Source organism: Staphylococcus sp. HMSC055C03 (assembly GCF_001809385.1).
Classification (GTDB): Bacteria; Bacillota; Bacilli; order Staphylococcales; family Staphylococcaceae; genus Staphylococcus; species Staphylococcus simulans.
In genome coordinates, this window is sequence record NZ_KV797514.1 from 1 (window position 1) to 22,904 (window position 22,904).

General features: G+C 33.0%; 25 protein-coding genes. 1 reads left to right on the top strand and 24 read right to left on the bottom strand.

The features are described from left to right. Positions 1-54: 54 nt before the first annotated feature. From HMPREF2603_RS10410 to HMPREF2603_RS10500, 19 genes are all read right to left on the bottom strand, one after another. A complete protein-coding gene (locus HMPREF2603_RS10410) occupies positions 55-678 on the bottom strand; it encodes an MBL fold metallo-hydrolase (protein ID WP_060804754.1) in 624 nt (207 codons plus the stop codon). Further along, positions 678-1,007, bottom strand: a complete 330-nt coding sequence (locus HMPREF2603_RS10415; protein WP_002481042.1) for an MTH1187 family thiamine-binding protein — start codon at positions 1,005-1,007, stop codon at positions 678-680. Before HMPREF2603_RS10415 ends, HMPREF2603_RS10410 begins: the two co-directional genes overlap by 1 nt. After that, complete coding sequence (locus HMPREF2603_RS10420; protein ID WP_002481043.1) at positions 1,007-1,993, bottom strand: ROK family glucokinase; 987 nt, start codon at positions 1,991-1,993, stop codon at positions 1,007-1,009. The genes HMPREF2603_RS10415 and HMPREF2603_RS10420 overlap by 1 nt, the downstream gene beginning before the upstream one ends. After that, complete coding sequence (locus HMPREF2603_RS10425; protein ID WP_002481044.1) at positions 1,993-2,193, bottom strand: YqgQ family protein; 201 nt, start codon at positions 2,191-2,193, stop codon at positions 1,993-1,995. The genes HMPREF2603_RS10420 and HMPREF2603_RS10425 overlap by 1 nt, the downstream gene beginning before the upstream one ends. Then, entirely contained in the window at positions 2,177-3,634 is a 1,458-nt protein-coding gene (locus HMPREF2603_RS10430; protein ID WP_070502103.1) for a rhomboid family protein, read from the bottom strand. The genes HMPREF2603_RS10425 and HMPREF2603_RS10430 overlap by 17 nt, the downstream gene beginning before the upstream one ends. A gap of 12 nt (positions 3,635-3,646) precedes the next feature. Next, the gene (locus tag HMPREF2603_RS10435) at positions 3,647-4,189 is read right to left on the bottom strand and encodes a 5-formyltetrahydrofolate cyclo-ligase (protein ID WP_060804756.1); all 543 of its coding nucleotides are present in this window, start codon (positions 4,187-4,189) and stop codon (positions 3,647-3,649) included. A 138-nt stretch (positions 4,190-4,327) separates the two neighbouring features. Beyond that, a complete protein-coding gene (locus HMPREF2603_RS10440) occupies positions 4,328-6,388 on the bottom strand; it encodes a peptidoglycan D,D-transpeptidase FtsI family protein (protein ID WP_037556407.1) in 2,061 nt (686 codons plus the stop codon). Positions 6,389-6,590: 202 nt separating this feature from the next. After that, the gene (locus HMPREF2603_RS10445; RefSeq protein WP_002481048.1) at positions 6,591-7,196 is read right to left on the bottom strand and encodes a superoxide dismutase; all 606 of its coding nucleotides are present in this window, start codon (positions 7,194-7,196) and stop codon (positions 6,591-6,593) included. A 179-nt stretch (positions 7,197-7,375) separates the two neighbouring features. Continuing rightward, positions 7,376-7,783 (bottom strand): Fur family transcriptional regulator, encoded by a 408-nt coding sequence (locus tag HMPREF2603_RS10450; protein WP_023015147.1) that lies wholly within the window; start codon positions 7,781-7,783, stop codon positions 7,376-7,378. Further along, positions 7,784-8,632, bottom strand: coding sequence for a metal ABC transporter permease (locus tag HMPREF2603_RS10455; RefSeq protein WP_002481050.1), 849 nt, complete (start codon positions 8,630-8,632; stop codon positions 7,784-7,786). After that, entirely contained in the window at positions 8,632-9,402 is a 771-nt protein-coding gene (locus HMPREF2603_RS10460) for a metal ABC transporter ATP-binding protein (RefSeq protein WP_002481051.1), read from the bottom strand. The genes HMPREF2603_RS10455 and HMPREF2603_RS10460 overlap by 1 nt, the downstream gene beginning before the upstream one ends. A 127-nt stretch (positions 9,403-9,529) precedes the next feature. Continuing rightward, a complete protein-coding gene (locus tag HMPREF2603_RS10465) occupies positions 9,530-10,420 on the bottom strand; it encodes a deoxyribonuclease IV (protein ID WP_023015145.1) in 891 nt (296 codons plus the stop codon). 16 nt (positions 10,421-10,436) lie between these two features. Next, entirely contained in the window at positions 10,437-11,777 is a 1,341-nt protein-coding gene (locus HMPREF2603_RS10470) for a DEAD/DEAH box helicase (protein ID WP_057510466.1), read from the bottom strand. Positions 11,778-11,800: 23 nt separating this feature from the next. Then, complete coding sequence (locus tag HMPREF2603_RS10475) at positions 11,801-12,895, bottom strand: Nif3-like dinuclear metal center hexameric protein (protein WP_060804757.1); 1,095 nt, start codon at positions 12,893-12,895, stop codon at positions 11,801-11,803. Continuing rightward, positions 12,892-13,566 (bottom strand): tRNA (adenine(22)-N(1))-methyltransferase, encoded by a 675-nt coding sequence (locus HMPREF2603_RS10480; protein ID WP_060804758.1) that lies wholly within the window; start codon positions 13,564-13,566, stop codon positions 12,892-12,894. The genes HMPREF2603_RS10475 and HMPREF2603_RS10480 overlap by 4 nt, the downstream gene beginning before the upstream one ends. A gap of 125 nt (positions 13,567-13,691) precedes the next feature. Further along, positions 13,692-14,801 (bottom strand): RNA polymerase sigma factor RpoD, encoded by a 1,110-nt coding sequence (gene rpoD, locus HMPREF2603_RS10485; RefSeq protein ID WP_002481056.1) that lies wholly within the window; start codon positions 14,799-14,801, stop codon positions 13,692-13,694. A 76-nt stretch (positions 14,802-14,877) separates the two neighbouring features. Further along, complete coding sequence (gene dnaG / locus HMPREF2603_RS10490; RefSeq protein ID WP_060804759.1) at positions 14,878-16,650, bottom strand: DNA primase; 1,773 nt, start codon at positions 16,648-16,650, stop codon at positions 14,878-14,880. 114 nt (positions 16,651-16,764) lie between these two features. Continuing rightward, positions 16,765-17,589, bottom strand: a complete 825-nt coding sequence (locus HMPREF2603_RS10495; RefSeq protein WP_057510463.1) for a pyruvate, water dikinase regulatory protein — start codon at positions 17,587-17,589, stop codon at positions 16,765-16,767. 12 nt (positions 17,590-17,601) lie between these two features. Further along, positions 17,602-18,225: a transcriptional regulator CcpN gene (locus HMPREF2603_RS10500; RefSeq protein ID WP_081705407.1), complete on the bottom strand. Its 624-nt coding sequence runs from the start codon at positions 18,223-18,225 to the stop codon at positions 17,602-17,604. A gap of 313 nt (positions 18,226-18,538) precedes the next feature. On the opposite strand from HMPREF2603_RS10500, the gene HMPREF2603_RS10505 reads away from it, so the two are divergent. Further along, complete coding sequence (locus HMPREF2603_RS10505; RefSeq protein ID WP_002481060.1) at positions 18,539-19,930, top strand: glycine--tRNA ligase; 1,392 nt, start codon at positions 18,539-18,541, stop codon at positions 19,928-19,930. A gap of 53 nt (positions 19,931-19,983) precedes the next feature. On the opposite strand, the gene recO is transcribed toward HMPREF2603_RS10505, so the two are convergent. The 5 genes from recO to ybeY are packed head-to-tail and all read right to left on the bottom strand — an operon-like array spanning position 19,984 to position 22,904. Continuing rightward, positions 19,984-20,751 carry a DNA repair protein RecO gene (gene recO, locus HMPREF2603_RS10510; RefSeq protein WP_023015139.1) on the bottom strand — a complete coding sequence of 256 codons (768 nt, stop codon included), beginning with the start codon at positions 20,749-20,751 and terminating at the stop codon, positions 19,984-19,986. A 24-nt stretch (positions 20,752-20,775) separates the two neighbouring features. After that, positions 20,776-21,675 carry a GTPase Era gene (era, locus tag HMPREF2603_RS10515; RefSeq protein ID WP_060804760.1) on the bottom strand — a complete coding sequence of 300 codons (900 nt, stop codon included), beginning with the start codon at positions 21,673-21,675 and terminating at the stop codon, positions 20,776-20,778. After that, on the bottom strand, positions 21,672-22,079 hold the full coding sequence (gene cdd, locus HMPREF2603_RS10520) for a cytidine deaminase (protein ID WP_060804761.1): 408 nt from the start codon (positions 22,077-22,079) through the stop codon (positions 21,672-21,674). The genes era and cdd overlap by 4 nt, the downstream gene beginning before the upstream one ends. A 15-nt stretch (positions 22,080-22,094) precedes the next feature. Next, the gene (locus HMPREF2603_RS10525; RefSeq protein ID WP_057510461.1) at positions 22,095-22,439 is read right to left on the bottom strand and encodes a diacylglycerol kinase family protein; all 345 of its coding nucleotides are present in this window, start codon (positions 22,437-22,439) and stop codon (positions 22,095-22,097) included. 3 nt (positions 22,440-22,442) lie between these two features. After that, positions 22,443-22,904, bottom strand: a complete 462-nt coding sequence (gene ybeY, locus HMPREF2603_RS10530) for an rRNA maturation RNase YbeY (RefSeq protein WP_057510460.1) — start codon at positions 22,902-22,904, stop codon at positions 22,443-22,445.

Here is a 22,904-nt window from a genome sequence, read left to right on the forward strand (position 1 = left end):
TTATTAGAAGTCAGAACATTTATGTCCCGACCCCGAGAATATTACTTTTAAATTTTAGCCGTGTAGATAAGGATTTAATTGTTCACCTTCTACAGTGGTAGAAGGGCCATGTCCTGGATATAACGGTAGATCATCTTTTATAGTGAAAATTTTATCTTGTATAGAGTCTACTAATATTTCGTAGTCTCCACGATATAAATCTGTTCTTCCAATACCGTTATTAAATAAAGCATCTCCAACTAATGCGAAATCATCAAAGATAAAAGTGAGCCCTCCTGGTGAATGACCAGGTGTATGCATGACTTCGACATTGAATCCTTCGATATCATGTTTACCTTCATCGAGTGCAATAGGTTTTGCATGACTTGTAATAGGCTTTAAACCATATTGACTGAATTTTTCAGAACCATTTTTTGCAGGTTCAGTAAGAAAATCAAATTCTTCTTTATGAAGATAAACAGGCACATCATAGTGCTCCAACACTTCGTCTAATGCACCGATATGATCAAAGTGCGCATGAGTTAAAATGATTGCTTTCAACGGTTTGCCAATAGATTTAAGTTTTGAAATAATCTCTTGCCCATCACTTGATGGATCTACAAGTAAAACACTGTCTTCATTTTCTATAAAATAAGTGTTTGTATCCGCTATACCTAAAGTTAAAAATGAAATTTCCATTATTTTTCACCACTATTTTTGTCTAATTGTTTTTGAACAGAGACCAATTTATCATTCATTTTTCTAGATTTGTCTCGACGGTCATCTATTCTTATATTAGTACATACCCTGTCTAGACCTTTATCAAAAGGCAGTTCATGAATTACTTGAACGACATGCAATAAGTCTTTCAAATCACCTTCTATTAGGGTATTCATAGGTGTTAGTTGGTAATCAATGATACCTTGTTCTTTGAATTCTTTTAATTTTGTTTGAATTTCTGCAATATATTTACTTACACTTGGACCTTCTGTTCCTACTGGAATTACGACTACGTCTACGATAGCCATTATTCAACACGCTCCTCTTCAATCACATATGTTTTTATTAAACCTGCAGCACCAGTAATGCCGGCATCGTTTCCTAATTGTGCTTTCACAATTTCAGTGCCGTTTTGTGCAGGTGTAAAAGTAAGGTTTCTATATTCAGTTTTAATATTTTCAATTAGAATATCTCCTGCTTCAGACATTCCGCCGCCTAGGATAATATATTTCGGGTTGCTCATTACACTGATGATACTACATGCATAAGCGATATAGTTTGCAACACGTTCAGTAATAAATAAGCAGAACAAATCACCTTTTTTAGAAGCATCGAAAACATCTTTTGCAGTGACTCTATCTTCTTTAATGAGCTCTAAAATCGAAGATTTAATTGTAAGTTTAGGATGATAAAATTTAACTAAGTTAACTACACCTGTTGCTGAAGCAACAGTTTCTAAACAACCATTTTTACCACAATTACAAGCAAACCGTTGATCAAAGTCTACTCTGAAATGACCAATTTCAGCACCAGAACCATTATGACCGTGAACTAACTTGCCATTTGAGATAATACCGCCACCTACTCCAGTGCCTAATGTAATGGCTACAACATCATCTGCATCATGACCTGCGCCCTTATGTTTTTCACCTAGTGCCGCTGCATTAGCATCGTTGTCAACAAAAATCGGGAAACTTACAAATTGTGAAAGAATTGCTCGCACGTTAACATCCCCAGGCCAGTTTAAATTTACTGCTCCATGAACAATACCTGATTCGAAATCAACAGGTCCTGGTACACCAATTCCCAATCCAATAACATCTTCCATTTTTAGACTTAGTTCATTCATTTTTTGTACAAACGCACTGTAAATAGATTTAAGTAAAACGACACCTGATGGATCACTGATATCAGTTTGTATCGACCATTTAGTGATTCTTTCAAGTTTGTTATCAAAAATTCCTAGTTTACATGTAGTTCCACCGACATCGGCTGCCAATATTAAATTTCTCATTACTTATTCATCCTTCTTTGATTGATTATTAAGATACACTTGATAAATGCGTCTTTAGAGATAAGTTGATATTCAAATAGCTCTCTAATTTCTTGTTCCATCATTTCATACATGTCGTGTTTATCTTTAAAGTAAATTATAAACCCAAATTGTTTAAGTAACTGTTGTACGTCGTAAAAGGTGTTAATTTGACGATTCATTTTGTTTTTCCAACTCTTTTTTTAGATACTTATATTTTTCATTATGAGGATTTGATTTTACTGCAACCTTTATATGTTTAAGTGCCGATTTTTTATCTCCTAATGAACGATTAGCAATTGCTAGTTCATAATTTAGAACGCCAGAGTTAGGGTAATGTTTTAATCCGCGTTCCCATGTTGAAATTCCTTCAGCTTTTGAATCTTTTGTTGCTTTTAACAGACCACTTAAATAATATGTATAATCATCTTCGTAGCCTTTATTCATAGTATGTTTAATAAGCTCTTCAGCTTTGTTGTAATTACCATTGCTCATCTCTTCACTTATTAATTTATCATAAATATTATCCTCTTTAATAGTGAATGTTCTTATTAACAAGATAATCAATAGTAAAATACCGACACCAAGTAAAATCCAAAATAACTTTCGATCTTTATTAAAATAATAACCTATAAAAGTAGCTAGTAATCCGCCAATAAATCCACCCAAATGTGCGTAGATATTTACATTAGCCATAAATAATGAAAATACTGTTAATAACGCTAATACACCAACTAATTGTAATAGCATTTTTGGTGTATATTGTTTACTAAGATACATAATTGCGAATAGACTGCCGATCAAACCGAAAATTGCACCACTAGCACCTACTGAAATCGAGTTTGTGTCCAGTGCTAAATATACAATGTTACCAAAGATACCAGAGATGAAATAAATCCCTAGCATTTTCCAATGACCAGCAATGGCTTCAACAAGTTTTCCGAAGATAAACAATGAAAGCATATTCATCAATATATGTTCAAAGTTAAAATGAATGAACATAGATGAGATTAAACGGTATATCTCTCCATGCACTACATTAAAATGAACTAAACCGCCCCAATCTAATAAACTTCTGTTTGTAAATGCATTGATGATCAAAAACATAAACAGCCAAATCATTATATTAATAGCAATAAGCGAGTATGTGACTGGAGCAAATTTCAACATATATTTTTCTATAGGATTGTTACTATAAAGTCGTTTCTTGTAGTAGAGTGATGTTTTATCATTTTGACGTGAATAAAGCTTAGCTATAATAGGGTTCGGCAAAGTTTTTAATAAATCTTGTTGGTTTCGAATGACATTAAAATTCATGTGAATAGGATGAACTTCATTCAAGTTCTCATAAGTGAAGATTTTTTCAGTTAAATAATTGAAAGTCACATATTTTGGAATGAATCCTGTATATTCACTAATTTCGTTTTGATGTTCTAAAACTCTGCTTTTGTCAAAACGTATTTCTTGAGAGCTGCTTACTCCAGTTTTAACAATAATAAGTTTTTTCTTATTTTTATTGGATAGCCAAACTTCTGTATCATTTTTACTGATATGTGCGATTTCGTAGTTGAAGTATTTAACATAATAATAAATTAATTTCCAAAATTGTTTTTCTATATTCATGGTGCCTCCAGTTTAACTAGTTTTAGCAATGATCAGACGTTCAACGACTTCATCATGTGCTTCTGGTTTAAATGAATTATCGATTTGTGTATCATACACTAGGCTTATTGTTTCTGTACGATGTCGATTTAAAAACTTATCGAAATAACCCCCACCATAGCCGATTCTATAGCCTTCTTGGTTAAAAACAACGCCTGGTACAATTAATAAATCTAATGAATTTGTACGCTCTGTATCGGCATCAACGTATTGGATACCTTTTTCATCCGTGCTTAATTGGTTTAAATCATTTAGTCTTTGGAATGTCATACGTTTAGTTTCATAATCAGTTGCTGGTACAAAAGGGATTTTTCCTTGACTGATGATTTCTTTAATAATCGGAAATGTATTAACCTCATGTTCCATAGACAATACAATGCCAACCGTTTTTGCGTTTCTAAAAGCATCAGTCTTTAATAATTGTTCTTTTAACCATTGATCAGCTTTTTCTTTGTTGAGATTGTTAATATTTTTCATCTTCTGCAAAACTTGTTTGCGAAGTTCAGATTTTTTCATGATAACACCCCAATATTTTCTATTTGAATTAATATTTTCATTATAACGTTTATCTGCATAAGTGTCATTAGACTTAATATTTGAAGGTATATAGAAATAAAAAAGCTGATACTCGATGAGTGAGTATCAGCTGAAAAATTATGATTTTGATGATTTCTTTTCTTTACCGAAATAATAATTGATAATGTCGCGACCTAAATCTCCACCTTGTAACCATGGTTCTGGAACGGGTTGATTAGTATAGACAATTGAGAAAGCTAATTTAGGATTATCTTTAGGAGCATAACCGATATAAGTTGAGTTAACTCTTGGCTTTCCGTCTTGGAATACTTCTGCTGTTCCTGTTTTACCAGCAGATGGTACGACTGTGTCATGGAAACTCTTATATCCAGTACCTGGTTCCTTATTAAATGCCATATCAAACCCTTTTTGAACTTGTTTAATTTCATCAGGTGAGTTGTTAAGACGATTCAATACATTACCGCGTATTTTATGTTTAACCGGTCCTAAACTATCTTTATCTGTTGCTTTTCTGATTTCAAGACCAACGTGTGGTGTAATTCTATAACCGTTATTCGCAATCGTAGAAACATATTGTGATAATTGTAATGGAGAGTACGTATCATACTGACCAATCGCAAGGTCTAAGTAGTTACCGCTGTTTGAATCTAATTTTTCTATTTGACCTGCAACTTCATTAGGCAAGTCAATTCCTGTTTTAACACCTAAACCTACTTGATTTAGTCCTTTACGTAATTTTTGACCTGCATCTCTAATATCGTTTGGTAATGCCATATTATAATGATATGGATCTTTCGCTAGTTTTAAAGCTGTTTTAAACATATATACGTTTGATGAATGCATTAATGCCTCTTTATCGTTAATATCTACTTTTCCATTTTGGTTGAAGTAAGAACGTTTTGTAAGCCCACCTTGGAAATGTAGAGGTTCATCAATCATATGTTCTCCTACATGTATGGCTTTGTTTTGATAACCTGCTAATAAAGTTCCACCTTTAACAGATGAACCAACCGTATATTGAGAAGTAAAGTTACCAATATCATAATCTGTCATGGAACCATCTGGCTTAATTTGCTTACCAGCCATAGCCAAGATATCTCCATTATTTGGATCTTGCACTACAATGAATGCATTATCCATGTTCTTAGCACCTTCACCACGAAGTTTATTAATTTGATGTTCTAAAGATTCTTCTACTTTCTTTTGTAAGTCAATATCTATTGAAAGTACTAAATCATCTCCACGTGAACCTGGATTAACTACTTCTGCATTCGTTATTTCTCCTGATTTATCAGTTGTGTATTTCATTTCTTTCTTTTTACCACGTAATACATTTTCATATTGATACTCTAAATATGATTTACCAACTCTATCATTTCTTGAATAGCCTCTTGATAAATAGTAATCAGTCAGTTCTTTTGGTATACCTTCTTCTGATGTTGAAACACTTCCGAATAAACCTCTGAGTACATCTCCATAAGGATATTTACGATCCCAATCCATAGATGTATTTACACCTGGTAATTTTGAAAGTTGTTGTGACACAGCAGCATATTCTTTATTGCTGACATCATCCTTTTTAATAGTTTGAGGATTTAGTGTTGAACCTGACATCATTTCACGATAAATTGCTAATACTTGTAAGTCTTTGTCAGATAAATCATCAAGTTGTTTTTGCTTGATTTTATTATGCAATTCTTCATCGTACTGTTCTTGTGAAATTTCCCCTTCACTAAGCATCTTATCTTCTTTTTTCATCATGTCTGAAACTTTATCAGGATGTAATTGAATCCAGAAGTCTTGTTTATCTCTTTTGGTAATACGATCAGTATCCATTTTTATTAATTTAGATAAGCGTTCTGCTACGTTGAGTATATCTTTTTGTGAAGTCTTTCTACCTCTAGTATATGTAATAGACTTTTTAGAAGCATTATCAACAAGAATTTTACCATTACGATCTAAAATTCTTCCTCTTGGGACAGATTCATTTACCGTAATATTTTCATCATTTTTAATGAGTTGCTTGTAATGAGAACCTTGTGCAATTTGTAAGTAACCCAATCGTAAAACAATGATTACAAATACTACGACAACGAGACCGAAGAAGAATCCGATTCGTTTATCCATCAGATTCCTGATTTTTTCATCATTCGTTTTTTCCTTTAATCTTTTTAGCAATACAACCTACCTCAATTCAACAGTTCTCTAAACAAATGATATATGAAATCGGAACTTTTTTCTATAATTTGCATAGAAAACCAAACATAAATTTAAGATTTCTTCGTAAAAGAAGTGAAAATCAAATGAAACAATAAAAAAACAGCAATTGGATAACCAATTGCTGTTAAAGTTATAATTTAACTTTTCGTGGGTATTAAGATTATTTAGTTGCAGCGTTGTATAGCTCGTCAACTTTTTCCCAGTTAACAACGTTCCAGAATGCATTGATATAGTCTGGACGTTTGTTTTGATATTTAAGATAGTAAGCATGTTCCCAAACGTCTAAGCCTAGGATAGGAGTTTTGCCTTCAGTAATTGGGTTGTCTTGGTTTGCTGTAGTAACGATTTCTAATTTACCGTCTTTATCTACTACTAGCCAAGCCCAACCTGAACCAAATTGTCCAGCAGCTTTTTTAGCAAATTCGTCTTTGAATTCGTCTAAAGAACCCCATTGTTCTTTAATTTTATCAACTACTGTACCTTTCTCTTCAGAGTTAGGTGAAAGGATTTGCCAGAATAATGAGTGGTTTAAGTGTCCACCACCATTATTACGGACTGCAGTTTGGATGTCAGATGGTACACTATCTAAGTTAGCAACAATTTCTTCGATTGATTTGTTTTCTAAATCAGTTCCTTCGATTGCTGCGTTTAATTTTGTAACATAAGTGTTATGGTGTTTGTCATGGTGAATTTCCATCGTTTCTTTATCGATGTGTGGTTCCAATGCATCAAACTCATATGGTAAATTTGGTAATTCAAAAGCCATAAATAATCATCCTCCTAAATTGTTTTCATATTTACTATATCAAGTCGTTAGATACCTTACAATTTTTATGCTTATAAAATAATGAAGTTTCTAATTAATATGAACTCTTTCCTCTATATGTTTATCCTGAAAGTAAAGAGTTAAACATTATAAACTGATATAGTTACTAAATTTAATGGTTACTGACATTTTTCACAAATGCCATAAACTTCAAGCTTGTGTGTGTGAATTGTAACATTAGGAAGTTGTTTCCTAATTGCGTCCATCGGACAGTAGTCAATTACTTTCGTGTCTCCGCAAATTTCACAAATGAAATGATGATGGTGGTGATGTGTACAAGCAATTCTAAATTTCATTTCACCATCTAGTTCAGTATTTTCGATAATTCCTAAATCTTTAAACAAATACAAATTTCTATAAATTGTATCGAAAGATATTCCAGGATATGCAGTATCCATAGTTTGTTGGATTGTTTTCGCACTTACATATTTGTTTTCCTTCACGAAAATATCGATAATCTTTTTTCGTTTATCTGTATATTTATGACCGTTATCTTTTAATAATTTGATAGCATCAGTCGTATTCATTTAACTATCTCCTTTTTTTACCCTAGTACGTAAAGTCTGAGTGAACATTGTAGCTACTAAAATAAGTACTAATAATACTACAATAACCCCACCTGGTGATAAATTTAAATAAAAAGCAATTACTAAACCACCAATAACAGATACTTCTCCAATGATAATACTATAGAGGATTAATTGTTTAAATCCTTTTGTCATTCTCATTGCTATGGCCACTGGTAAAGTCATCAATGCACTTACAAGTAAAATACCAACTACGCGCATAGATGCTGAAATAACCATGGCTACAATGATAATGAATAAGAATTGAATCCATCTTGGTATACCAATAACTTTACTATATTCTTCATCAAATGAAAGGATAAAGAGTTCTTTATAAAATAACATAATGAAAAGTGTTACAAGTACAGCAATGGTCAAAACAGTAATCATATCACTTAAAGATACAGCACTGATTGATCCAAATAATAAACCTACTAACTCTTGGTTAAATCCGTCTGCAAGTGAAATAAAAATGGCACTTAAGCCAATACCTGCACTCATAATAATCGGTATCGCAATTTCTTGATAGTTTTGATAAGATGTTCTTAATTTTTCTATTAAAAGTGCACCGACTACCGCAAACAATATGCCACCCCACATAGGATTTATAAAGATAAATATCGGTGATAATGTGGTTAAAAACATTCCGAAAGAAATACCGCCTAAAGTTACATGACTTAATGCGTCAGCAATCAAAGAGAGTCTGCGTACTACGATAAATGCACCAATAAATGGTGCAATAAACCCAATCAAGATACCACTTAAAAGAGAATAGCGCATAAAATCGAAATTCATTAATGCTTCAATCATTAGTTACAGCACTCCCTTTCATGTTGATGGTCAACAAATTTAATTGGATAGCCGTAAATTTTTGATATTTCAACTTGATCTAGCGACTTAAACTCTTGTGCAGGACCATGGAAATGTAAATGTCTATTTAAGCAAGCAACTTTTGTTGCAGTATCCACGACAACTCCGATATCGTGTGTAACTAAAATAATAGTGACACCTTCATTTTTTAATTGCTCTAGTGTTTGATAAAACTCACTGACATGTTTAGCATCAATACCATTAGTAGGTTCGTCTAAAATAAGTACTGATGGGTCTGAAATCAATGCTCTTGCGATTAACACGCGTTGTTGTTGTCCACCTGATAATTCAGCAATGTTTTTGTTTAATAAGTGTTCAATATTTAAGCGTTTTAGGATGTTTTTAACTTTTTGTACATCCTTTTTATTAAACCATTGAAAAAGGTGTTTTTGTTTTGTTAATCCACTTAAAACAACTTCTTTTACACTAGCAGGAAAACCTGAATTAAATGCTCTTGCTTTTTGAGATACATAGCTGATTTTCAACTCTGATAATTTTCGTTGGTATTTCTGGCCATCAATATACATCTCACCGCTTTGAAGTGGAAATAAACCTAGCATAATTTTTAATAATGTAGATTTACCTGCCCCATTCGGTCCGACAATTGCCAAGAAATCACCTTTATATATTTTAATGTTTATGTTTTCCAGTACTTGTTTGTTTCCAAAATAGTAATTTATATTTTTTAATTCAAAAACTGGGGTAGACATATCTTCACCTCGCTATAAATATAACCTTGAATAAATAATATGTAAATTGTAATGCTTACGATTGAGCATGTAAAATTAAAAGACAAAGTAAGCTTTGTCTTTTAATTACATAATTACTCTAATAGAATTATTCACTCATAATGATATTCTTCATATCAGGATTGAAAGTTTGACTTTCCAACATTTCAATCTCATGTTTATATGGTGGTTTTTTATTTTTCTTATCTTCGCCTACAAAAGGTGTTTCTAAAATTTTTGGAATGTTTTCGAATACTTCATGATGAACAATATAATTCAATGCATCAAATCCGATATGACCAAAACCGATGTTTTCGTGACGGTCTTTATGTGCACCGACTTCATTTTTACTATCATTAACATGAAGTACTTTAATTCTGTCTAATCCAATTATTTTATCAAATTCCTCAAGTACACCGTCGAAATCATTTTTGACATCATATCCTGCGTCATGTGTGTGGCAGGTATCAAAGCAAATTGATAGTCGTTCGTTATGATTTACGCCATCTATAATTTGTGCTAATTCTTCAAATGTACGACCTACTTCAGATCCTTTACCGGCCATAGTTTCTAATGCAATTCTGACATCATTTTCATTTGTTAGAACTTCATTTAAACCTTCAATAATTTTTTTAATGCCAGCTTCAGAACCAGCTCCTACGTGTGAACCTGGGTGTAAGACGATGTCTTTTGCACCGATTGCTTCGGTACGTTCAATTTCTTTTTGTAAAAATTCAACACCTAAATCAAAAACATGGGGTTTTTGTGTATTTGCAATATTAATAATATAAGGTGCATGCACAACGATATTAGAAAGACCATATTCTTTCATTGCTTCGTGTCCGGCTTCAATATTTAGTTCTGAGATGTCTTTTCTTCTTGTGTTTTGAGGTGCACCTGTATAAATCATAAATGTTTTTTCGCCTAATCTATGTGCTTCTTCTGCTGAACCCAGCAGCATTTTTTTACCATTCATCGGAACATGAGAACCAATTAACAATCTGTCCACCTAACCTTTACTTATTTTTTCTTTGTTGTCTGTTTTGACGTTTACTGTATTTCTTACGTTCTTGACGTTTTAAATTTTCTAATTCTCTCTTGAACTTTTTCTTATACCCTGGTTTTACTTTTTTCTTATTACCGCGCTTAACTTGTTGTTTCACTTGAGTAGTTAAGTGATCATCTTTGTTTTTACGTGTTTGTCTTGTATTATGCGCTTTGATTTCTTTTAGTTCACCATTTTTTATATCAACATCTTGGAATTTATAACCTTTTTTCTCAATCTCAGCAATTAAATATTCTTCATCGGGCATATATAAAGTAAATGCTTCACCTTTATATTGGCCTCTACCAGTTCTGCCGACACGATGAGTGAAGAAATCGATGTCTTTAGGAACATCATAGTTAATTACATGACTGACACCTTCGATATCAATACCTCTTGATGCTAAATCACTTGCGATTACAAACTGAAAGTCTAAGTTGCGGATGCGTTTCATTTGTTGTTTTCTTTCTCTAGGACTTAATCCGCCATGAATCATACCGATTTTTAAGCCTTCTGCAGTTAATGATTCTGCTAATTCATCAGCATTTTCTCTGCTGTTACAGAAAATAAGGCATAGATATGGATTGATAATATCAATCAAAGCTTTGGTTTTATCTAATTTTGATGAACCTTTTGTCGGTATTAAGTAAAAATCAATATTTTTCTTGTTTTGTGTTTTACTATCTACTTCAATAAGTTCTGGTTGATTTAAATATTTATTTAAGAACGGATGTAGAGATTTTGGAATCGTAGCGCTGAATACAGCGATATGTGCACTGTCATCTAAACGTGCTGCGATATGGTCGACGTCTTCAATTAAACCTAAATCAATCATTAAGTCAGCTTCATCTACAACTAAATACTGAGCTAAATGTGCATGTAATGTGCCGTCCTTTGATAAATCATTGATACGTGTTGGTGTTCCAATGACTAATTGAGGTTGTACGTTACAACGTTGTTTGTCACGTGCAAAATCAGTTCCCCCAATAAATAAAGTGACTTTAACTTCATCTTTAAATTGTGCTAAATGATGTGCTGCATTATAAAGTTGTTGTGCTAATTCTCTAGTTGGTGCAACGACAATAGCTTGGGGTTCTTGAATTGAAGTATCAATTTTTTCCATTAATGGTAACAAGAAAGCATGAGACTTCCCAGTACCCGTTTGTGATTGCCCGATAATATTTTGACCTTTGATAATTTTAGGGATTACTCTTTGTTGGATTTCAGTTGGCTGATTAAAATTCAAGTCAGCTACAGCATCTATAAGTTGTGGACTTAAATCAAATTGTTCAAATGGGTGTTGTGTGGCCATTAAAATCCCTCCTTTTTAGTTTTTTATACATAATTAAATGGATCTGTATTTAAAGTTGAAGCTTCAATAGTAAAGTTATCATTACTAATCCATTCTTTAAGTAATGATTTTAAACCTTCTTTCATAACATATTCACTATAATGATTGATATCGATTAAGTTATATCCTTCTGTTTCAGCATCTAATGCGTCATGATGTTTAATATCACCAGTGATAAATACATCTGCACCTTTTTGATGTGCGAATTTTTCATAACCAATACCAGAGCCACCAATAATTGCTGCTTTTGAGATTACTGTGTCTGGATTCCCAGTGAAACGGACGCTTGGTATATCTAATTGTTTTTTAATAGTCATTGCTAATGATTTTAAAGTTGTTTGTTCTGGTAATTGTCCTATCATACCTAAACCGCGTTTTACCGTTTTAGTTAATGGAATAAAATCATATACCGGTGTTTCATATGGATGTAGTACATTAATACAATCCTCTGCTTTTGTACGTTCGTACTCTTGAATCATGAATTCAACTTTTACTTCTTCAACTGTTTCGATTTGATCCAACTCACCGATATGAGGATGTGCATTCTCGACAGGTTTAAATTGTCCAGAACCTTTAGTAGAAAAGAAACAGTATTCATAATCACCTTCAGATGCAAAACCTTCATCATTCATTTTATTTTTAAATGTCTCTACATTTTCTTCAGGAATAAACACTTGGACTTTATAATAATTTGTTTGTTGAGGTTCTAAAATTTCAGTATGTGTAAGTCCAATTTGCTTTGATAGCATCGCATTGACACCAAAACGATATACATCTAAGTTTGTATGCAAGGCAATTAATTGGATATTGTTTTGTATCAAACGACGAATAATAGCGCCATAACCTTGTTCATTGATGCTTTTAACTCCTTTAAAGATAAGTGGATGATGTGCAACAATTGTATTAATGTCTTTTTCTATTGCTTCATTTACCACTTCCATTGTACAATCTAACGCCGTCAGTATACCTGTGATTTCTTGTTGTTTGTCCCCGATTAATAAGCCAACATTGTCCCAACTTTCAGCAGAAGAAAAAGGAACATGCTGATTTAAAATATTTAGTAACTCTGAAGTTTTCATGATAACACCTCTTGAATTAATTTGATCTCATGATTAATCTCTTCTAAGCGGCTTTGATGCTTGTTCTTATCCAAGTGAGATTGGATGTTTTTTAAAGCTTCTAATTCTCTATTCCATTTTTTAATGAATAAAGCTGATTTAGAATTCATTAAAATCGGACCGAATTTCAACTCTACTTCTTTTAATTCTTTATGACCATATTCTGCAATAACTATTTCATAAATATGGCCTTTTTCTTCCATAATCTCTTCATCAATAATATGGTAATCCAATTTCATTAATGTACGTCTTAAAGTAGATGTTTGAATATTACTTTGTAACGCTAAACGTGGTTGATTCATTAGCTTTTCTTTTCCATTTTGGAGTATTTCTGCAATTAATGGGCCGCCCATTCCACATATTGTAATAGTATTAACGTTATTTGTTTTTTCTAGGACATTTAATCCATCTCCCAGTTTAACATCAATCCTATTTTGCATGCTATATTTTTTAACGTTATCTAAAGCAGCTTGATATGGTCCTTTTACCACTTCTCCAGCAATAGCAGAAGTACATAATTCGTTTTCTATCGCATAGATTGGCAAATATGCATGGTCTGAACCAATATCTGCCAATACATCACCAGTTATATATTTACTCACTGCAGTAAGTCGTTGGTTTAAAATCATCACTTTGGCTCCTCTAATAAAAGAGCGAGACAATAAGCAAGATATTCGATTGACTGTAGGTCTTTACATGATTCCTTGCCTTCGTCAGCCAAACATTATCAGCTCATTGTCTCGCTATTTTTACTTAATTAATCCATAAAGTCTTTAAGGCGTTTGCTACGGCTTGGATGTCTTAGCTTTCTAAGTGCTTTAGCTTCGATTTGACGAATTCGTTCTCTTGTAACACCGAATACTTTACCAACTTCTTCAAGTGTTCTTGTACGTCCATCATCAAGACCGAAACGTAATCTTAATACGTTTTCTTCTCTATCAGTTAGTGTATCTAAAACATCTTCTAATTGTTCTTTCAATAACTCGTACGCTGCGTGATCAGATGGGCTTTGTACTTCTTGGTCTTCGATGAAATCTCCTAAGTGACTGTCATCTTCTTCACCAATTGGTGTTTCTAAAGAAACAGGCTCTTGTGCAATTTTTAAGATTTCACGTACTTTTTCTGGTGGTAAATCCATCTCTTCACCAATTTCTTCTGGTGCTGGATCACGACCTAAATCTTGTAGTAGTTGACGTTGAACACGAATCAATTTATTAATTGTTTCGACCATGTGTACTGGAATTCTGATTGTACGCGCTTGGTCAGCAATAGCACGTGTAATTGCTTGACGAATCCACCATGTTGCATACGTAGAAAATTTGAAACCTTTACTGAAGTCGAATTTTTCTACCGCTTTAATTAAGCCCATATTTCCTTCTTGGATAAGGTCTAAGAACAACATACCGCGTCCTACGTATCTTTTAGCAATGCTGACAACTAAACGTAAGTTTGCTTCTGCTAATCTTGCTTTAGCTACTTCATCACCTTGTTCGATACGTTTTGCAAGTTCAATTTCTTCTTGGGCGTTTAATAAATCAACACGACCGATTTCTTTTAAATACATACGTACAGGGTCGTTGATTTTAACACCTGGAGGTGCACTTAAATCATTAGGATTAAGTTTTTCGTCTGTATCAGAACTGTCTTTTTCATTAATAAGATTTATATCATTATCATTTAATTGTTCAAAGAACTCGTCCATTTGATCAGAGTCCATATCGAAGTTTTGCAGTTTTTCTGCTACTTCTTCATGGCTTAAATGACCTTCTTTTTTCCCTTTATCTAATAATTGTTTTTTTACATCTTCCAAAGTTAATGTCGGATCGATGGTTTGTTTTTTTACTACTTTCACTTGGTTTTCAGACATAAAAAGGCCTCCCGAAATTAATATAAGCACACAATGCGTTACTTAAATAAAACTCTTTAAATATATATTAACAATTTTAATACATTCGTTTTTGATTTAAAGCGACAATCTTTTGCAAATAATACTTTTGCAGTTCTGAATCACCAATACGTGTAGCCTCTCGTAACTTTTGGTTTAATGACTCAGAGGTCTCTTCATCTCTACTGCTAACAATAATTTGAATATACTCATCAATCTCATGTTCATATGGATTGTTATTGAGTAAAAGATTGTCTAATGCAATTAAAGTTTCTCTATCTATTTTTTCATCACTATATAATAATGCAGTACTCAGATTATAATATTCATTTTCAGCATAGTAGTCGTGCAAAATATTAAATATACGCTTAAATTGCTGATTTGTAAAGTCATCTGCTTCTACACGCTGACTATGTTCAAGAAAAATGTCTTTATTAAACATAAAATGTTTTAATAGTTTACGTTCAGCATCTTCTTGTTTTGAATATTTTTTTTGTTTAACTTCTGGAACTGCAGCAGGTATTTGTTGAAATGAATGTTGGTTATGTCTTGACACTTCATTATTTAGACTATCAAAACTTACTTTAAACAATTCAGAAACGTCTTGCAATACTTTTTTCTGCAAAATCCCTGATTGCATTAATGAAACATCGTTCGTTATCTCTTTAAGGTATTGTTCATAAGCCATGTCGTTATTTTCGATTTCGTCTTTATATAAATTGACTTTATACAATACAAAAGCACGTTTTTCATGTTCCACGTATTTTTTAAAAGCATCTTCCCCATATTTAGTAATATACTCATCTGGATCCATTTTAGAAGGAAGTTGAATAACAAAAACATTCAGACCTTGCTCTAGTAAGTGCTGCCCAGTTTTAAGTGTAGCTTCTTGTCCTGCAAAATCGCCATCAAATAGTAATGTGACATTTGATGTTAGTTTTTTGATGAACGCTATGTGTTCTTGGGAAATTTGTGTTCCCATACTTGCTACAACCTGTTTAACCCCAGCAATGTCAGCTTTAATAACATCCATAAACCCTTCTAATAGTATAATTTCATTTTTTTGACGTATAATACGTCTTGCTTTGTCAACGTTATATAAAAGTCGTCTCTTTTGAAATATAGGTGTTTCCGGACTGTTTAAATATTTAGGTTCTTGATTTTTGTATGTTCTTCCCGAATAACCTACAGTTCGTCCTTGTGCATTATGCAAAGGAAACATAATTCTATCTCTAAATCGATCATAATAACTAAAGTTTTCTTCATTGCGAGATAATAAACCGGCTTCATACGCTAGCTCAATATCATAACCTTTCTTTTGCAAGAAATCATGACAAAAGTGAGAGTTGTCGGGTGCAAAACCGATTTTTCTGTCTTTTAACAGTTCTTCAGTGAAACCTCTAGACTTCAAATATTTTAAAGGCTCTTCCCCTTCCACTGTTTTCATCAGTACATAATGATAATATTCTTGCATAAGTTCATGCATTTTAATCATCATTAAGTCATCAGAAGCGATTTGGTTTTGCTCATTATTTTGTCCAACATCTACTTTTATATTTACCCTTTCTCCAAGGGCTTTAACAGCATCGACAAACGAAATACCTTCTATCTCTTGAGTAAATTGAAAAACATTACCGCCTTTTTTACAACCGAAACAATGACAAATTTGTTTGTCCTCTGAAACAGTAAACGAAGGTGTTTTTTCATCATGAAAAGGACACAAACCAATATAATTGCGCCCTCTTTTCTCTAATTTCACGTATTCACTTACAAGGTCAAGAATATCTGTTTTATCTTTTATTTCATTTATTACTGATTGCTCTATTCTCACCATAACCACCTGTATACATTAGTCTTATTATTATATCATTTTCTATAAAAAATAAAAGTTATTAGCTCAATAAGAAATACGCTGAGTTTAAAACACCAGCGTATTGTATTAGGCTTACTTATTCATTTTATTTTGTTCAATTATATACATGATATCATTCGCTGTTTCTTCTATAGCTTTGTCTGAAACATCAATCACAGGACAGCCTATTCGATCAACTATTTTATCAAAGTAATCCAATTCTTCTTGAATACGTTGCCCTGTAGCATAACGTGCTGAATCTCCAAGCCCGAGTTGTTTCAATCTTTCTTTACGGATTTTATTCAACTTTTCTTCACTGATTTTTAATGCAATACATTTTTTTGGATCTACTTCAAATAACCCTTCAGGCGGATTGATTTCAGGAACGATTGGGATATTCATAACCTTATAACGCTTATGTGCTAAAAACTGTGATAAAGGTGTTTTTGAAGTACGTGAAATACCAATTAATATAATATCAGCTTTAGGTAAACCTTTCGGATCTTTACCATCATCATATTTAACTGCAAATTCAATCGCTTCAATTTTTTTGAAGTATGCTTCATCTAGTTTATGCACTATACCTGGTTCATAGTATGGTTTTTCATCGATTTCATCAATTAAAATATTCATTAATGGTCCCATGATATCGACATGTTTTATATTTTTTTCGGCTAATTGCTGTTCCATATATTCTTTAATGTCAGGTTTTACAAGCGTGAAAACAACAATATTCATTTCGTTTTCTTTCGCAACTTCCATAACTTCATCAACATTCTCTAACGTTTCAATATATGGATAACGTACAATCTGACTTTGGAAATTTTTCGAGTTAAATTGAGAAACACAAGCTTTTGCAACTTGTTCGGCTGTTTCTCCCACCGAATCAGATGCAATTATTATTTTTATCTTTTGCATTAAATCCTACTCCTACTCATCGAAAATTGATACAAATAATTTTGTTATCGTGGTTTTTGAAATGCGCCCGATGACTTCCAACTTACCATTATCTTTACCACGAACTATCGGCAGAGAATCAATTTCTTTTTCAATCATAAGCTGTGCAGCTAGTACGACCAAATCATTTTCTAAAACGTGTGTTAAATTCGGCATACGTGTCATGATAACACTGACTGGCATCGTATGTATATCCTCGCCAATCATGGATGCTCTGAGTAAGTCTTTTCTTGAACAAACTCCAACAAAATCATTATTTGTATTCACAATAAATAACGTGCTGACGTCTTCAAGAAAAATTGTACATATTGCCTCATAAACAGAAGTATCGCCTTTTAAGACAATCGGCAAAGATTGATAGTCTTTAACAACATATTGACGTAATTTTTCTGTTAATAATTGATTTGTTGATTTACCAGAATAAAAGTATCCTACTCTAGGTCTAGCTTCGAGAAACCCAGACATTGTCAAAATAGCTAAATCAGGTCTAAGTGTCGCTCTAGTTAAACTTAGTTGTTCGGCAATCTTTTCACCGGTAATCGGCCCATTTTGCTTTACTATTTCGATAATTTCACTTTGCCTACTACTCAGTTCTATATGTCTTCACCCCTTCACACTTACAATTTATATTATAACTGTAATTGTTTTGGTCTACAAATCTATATAAACACTTGCCTTTAATTTTCGGATGCATTAGAATTAGGTTTGAAGCGAGTTAAGGATGGTGCGAGCTTAACAATTAAATTGGCCTAACAACTTTTATAATCTAAGCGAGTGTCTACACTAATTTGGGTGGAACCGCGGGTTATTACGAATTTCAATGAGAAATGAGATAACTCGTCCCAAGATTTCGAAATGTTTATTTCGTTATCTTGGGACGTTTTTTTATTATTAAAGAGGAGTGTTATTTATGGCAAAAGATATGGAATCAGTAGTTCAGCTAGCAAAACACAGAGGTTTTGTATTTCCAGGCAGTGAGATTTACGGTGGTTTATCAAACACTTGGGATTATGGTCCATTAGGTGTTGAATTAAAAAATAATATTAAACGTGCATGGTGGAAAAAATTTATTTCACAATCACCTTATAACGTTGGCTTAGACGCAGCAATTTTGATGAACCCTAAAGTATGGGAAGCATCAGGTCACTTAGGTAACTTTAATGACCCTATGATCGACAACAAAGATAGTAAAATTCGTTACCGTGCAGATAAATTAATTGAAGAATATATGCAAAATGAAAAAGGTGACGAAAACTTTATCGCAGATGGTTTAAGTTTTGATGAAATGAAACGTATTATTGAAGAAGAAGGTATTAAATGCCCAGTAAGCGGTACTGCTAACTGGACTGATATCCGTCAATTCAACTTGATGTTCAAAACTTTCCAAGGTGTAACTGAAGATTCAACTAACGAAATTTTCTTACGTCCTGAAACTGCACAAGGTATCTTTGTCAACTACAAAAACGTCCAACGTTCAATGCGTAAAAAATTACCATTTGGTATTGGTCAAATCGGTAAATCATTCCGTAATGAAATTACACCAGGTAACTTCATTTTCAGAACACGTGAATTCGAACAAATGGAATTAGAATTCTTCTGCCGTCCTGGTGAAGAAATCGAATGGCAAAATTATTGGAAAACATTTGCTGAAAAATGGTTATTAGACTTAGGTCTTCAAAATGAAAATATTCGTTTAAGAGATCATGACCAAGATGAGTTATCTCATTACTCTAATGCAACTACAGACATTGAATATAAATTCCCATTTGGTTGGGGCGAATTATGGGGTATTGCAAGCCGTACAGACTACGACTTGAAAAAACATAGTGAATATTCTGGTGAAGATTTCAGATACCATGATCCAGAAACAAATGAAAAATTCATCCCATACTGTGTTGAACCTTCTTTAGGTGCTGACCGTGTGACATTAGCATTCTTATGTGATGCTTATGACCGTGAAGGTGTTGAAGGCAGTAAAGATGAACGTACAGTATTGCACTTCCACCCTGCTCTAGCACCGTATAAAGCAGCAATTTTACCATTAAGCAAAAAATTATCTGAAGAAGCAATTAAAGTTTACGAACAATTAAGCGAAAACTTTACAGTTGATTTTGACGAATCACAATCAATTGGTAAACGTTACCGTCGTCAAGATGAAATTGGTACACCATATTGTATTACATTTGACTTCGATTCATTAGAAGATCAACAAGTCACAGTACGTGAACGTGATACTATGGAACAAGTTCGTATGCCAATCTCTGAATTAAACGATTTCTTAGCTGAAAAAGTTAAATTCTAATATTAAATAAATAAGGGTATATCGCGAAATTGCGATATACCCTTATTTTTCTATCATTTTTTCTGGTTATTGGACTCTAAACGATGCAATTGATTTATTAATTTTTGACTTCTGAAAAACACACCCGCATATTCCCGGTATAACATGATAAGCAAATCAGACATCTCATCTACTATATCCTGATGAATATTAACTGAATTCATTTTATCTATAGGCAGTTTTTGAAGTACATCCAATAAATAAAGTGTTTTATTAGATATAGGAACTGCTCGTTCATCTCTATACAAATTCTCCTGAGCAATCACACCATGATATTTAAAACTGTAGCCACATAAATTTGCTTGGTTTGTATCGCCTGAGATAATATCTTGATTGAATGCGATAGTAAAACCAAAGTCAGGCATTTTTTTTAATAAAACAATAACGGACATCAGTTGGGCACTGTAACCTTTTTCAACTCTGTTCAAGCAAAAGTGTAAGAGTTGATAATTAAATTTAGAAATTTGTTCTTCGTCCATAGATTTGTCAATGATTTCAGCACAAAGTGCAGCATAACTGCTCTCATAAATATCTAAACGAAGTTGATAATTTTGACTGATAACATCAACTGAATTAAGTATGCCTAGACCACGTAATTTAGCATAGATAAACAGGCCATATACAAATAATTGTGTATTAGCCTGCATACCTGTTCTACTTTTTTTAGCACGTTTGACCATCAAAGGAATCTTCGCGCCACTTTCGCTTAGGATGGTAATAATTTTATCTGATTCGCCATAATCGACTGTTTTAATAATAATTCCTTTTTGTTTTACTAACATAAAAGGTACCACCGACCTTCTAGTTTAATCTTGATCCTCTATATAGCCCATTTGGCGAATAAAGTTGATTTTATTACGCCAATCTTTTTGTACTTTTACCCATAAATCGAGATACACTTTTGAACCTAATAGGTTTTCGATATCCAATCTCGCACGTTTTCCAATTTCTTTTAACTTTTTGCCGCCTTTGCCGATGACAATTCCTTTTTGTGAATCTCTTTCAACAAAAATTGTAGCTTCTATACGAACTTTATCTTCAGATTGTTTAACCATTCTATCAACGTTAACACCTATTGAATGTGGAATTTCTTCGCTCGTTAAGTGAAGAATTTTTTCTCTTATTAATTCACCTACCACAAATTGTTCAGGGTGGTCAGAAATTTGACCATCTGGATAATATTGAGGGCCTTCAGGTAAATATGTTTTAAGTACTTCAATAAAGTGTTCAACATTTAAACCTTCTAATGCTGACATTGGAACAGTTTCAGAGAAGTCCATATATTTTTGATATGATTCAATAATAGGCATGATTTCATCAGGGTGTACTAAGTCAATTTTATTGATAACAAGGAATACTGGAGTTTTGACATTTTTCAGCATTTCCATAATATATTCATCACCGCGACCAATCTTTTCATCAGCGTTAACCATGAAAATGACTGCATCTACTTCTGATAAAGTATTTTTAGCAACTTTCATCATATAGTCGCCTAATTTATGTTTGGGCTTGTGAATACCTGGTGTATCAACAAAGATAATTTGTGCATCATCTTCAGTCATAACACCTTGTATTTTATTTCTAGTTGTTTGTGCTTTGTCTGACATAATTGCGATTTTATGCCCAAGCACTCTATTCATAAACGTAGATTTACCTACGTTAGGTCGGCCTATAATTGAAACAAAGCCTGATTTATGTTCTGTCATATATTCAAATCCTTTCCTGAAAAACCTAGCGGCAGTAATTCGGCGACAGTCGTTTCAATCATATCGCCTTTATGGTTTGTTAAATAAATCGGCATGTCGTCATCACATAGTTCATTAATAACTTGACGATATGAACCACATGGTGATGAAGGCTTATCAGCATCTACTGTGACTGTTAAAGATTCAAAGTCACCTGGTCTATAACCTTGACTAATTGCTGCAACTAAACTTGAACGCTCTCCACAAATTGCTTCGCCATACGCAGCATTTTCCACATTTGCGCCGAAAAATTCTTTGCCATCTTTAGTTCTTAAATAAGCACCCACCTTAAAGTTGCTGTAAGGTGAATAAGAACGTTTTTGTGCTTCTCTTACTTTTTCATAATGTTCTTGAGTATAAGCCATTTTTATCTCTCTCCTTTATAATAAGTTAACGATGTAAGGGATAAAGATAATTAGACCTATAATTACTGCTGCGATAGATATTAAAAGCACACTTAGTGCTGCGATATCTTTAGCATATTTAGCAAAAAGTTTATAATCATCCGTTACAAGGTCAACTACATATTCAATTGCGGTGTTAATTGCTTCAAATGCTAACACTAGAAAAATTGTTAAAATAACCGCAATCCATTCCATGCGGGTAATATTGAAGTAAAAAGACGCGCCAATGACTAAAAAGCCAATTGCGATATGCCATAAAAAGTTACGATCTTTTTGTAGTATGGTCAACAACCCTTGAATGGGATACTTAAAACGATTCATAGACTATTCTCTTGTTAAGCCATAAGCATCTAAAATAGATTTTTGTCTTCCAAACATTTCTTTTTCGTCGGCTTCATTCATATGATCATAGCCAAGTAAATGTAAGAAGCCATGCAAACTTAAAAAGCCGAGTTCTCTCTCAAAGGAATGTCCATACTCTGCAGCTTGTTCTTTTGCAACATCTGCGCAAATGATAATGTCACCTAGTACACGAGGGATATCTAAACCCTCAATTTCAGGTTCATCTTCTTCTAACGCAAATGAAATGACATCAGTAACTTTATCTTTATCTCTATAGTCTCTATTAATTTGTTGAATTTCTTCTTTATCAACAAATGTCACTGATAGTTCTGCATCTTCTTCAATATTCTCTTGTTCTTTCGCAAAGTTTAATAACTTTTCAATCTGGTCATACCATTCTTCTTTTACTTCATCCGTATGATTTGAAAAATCAATCGTGAACAT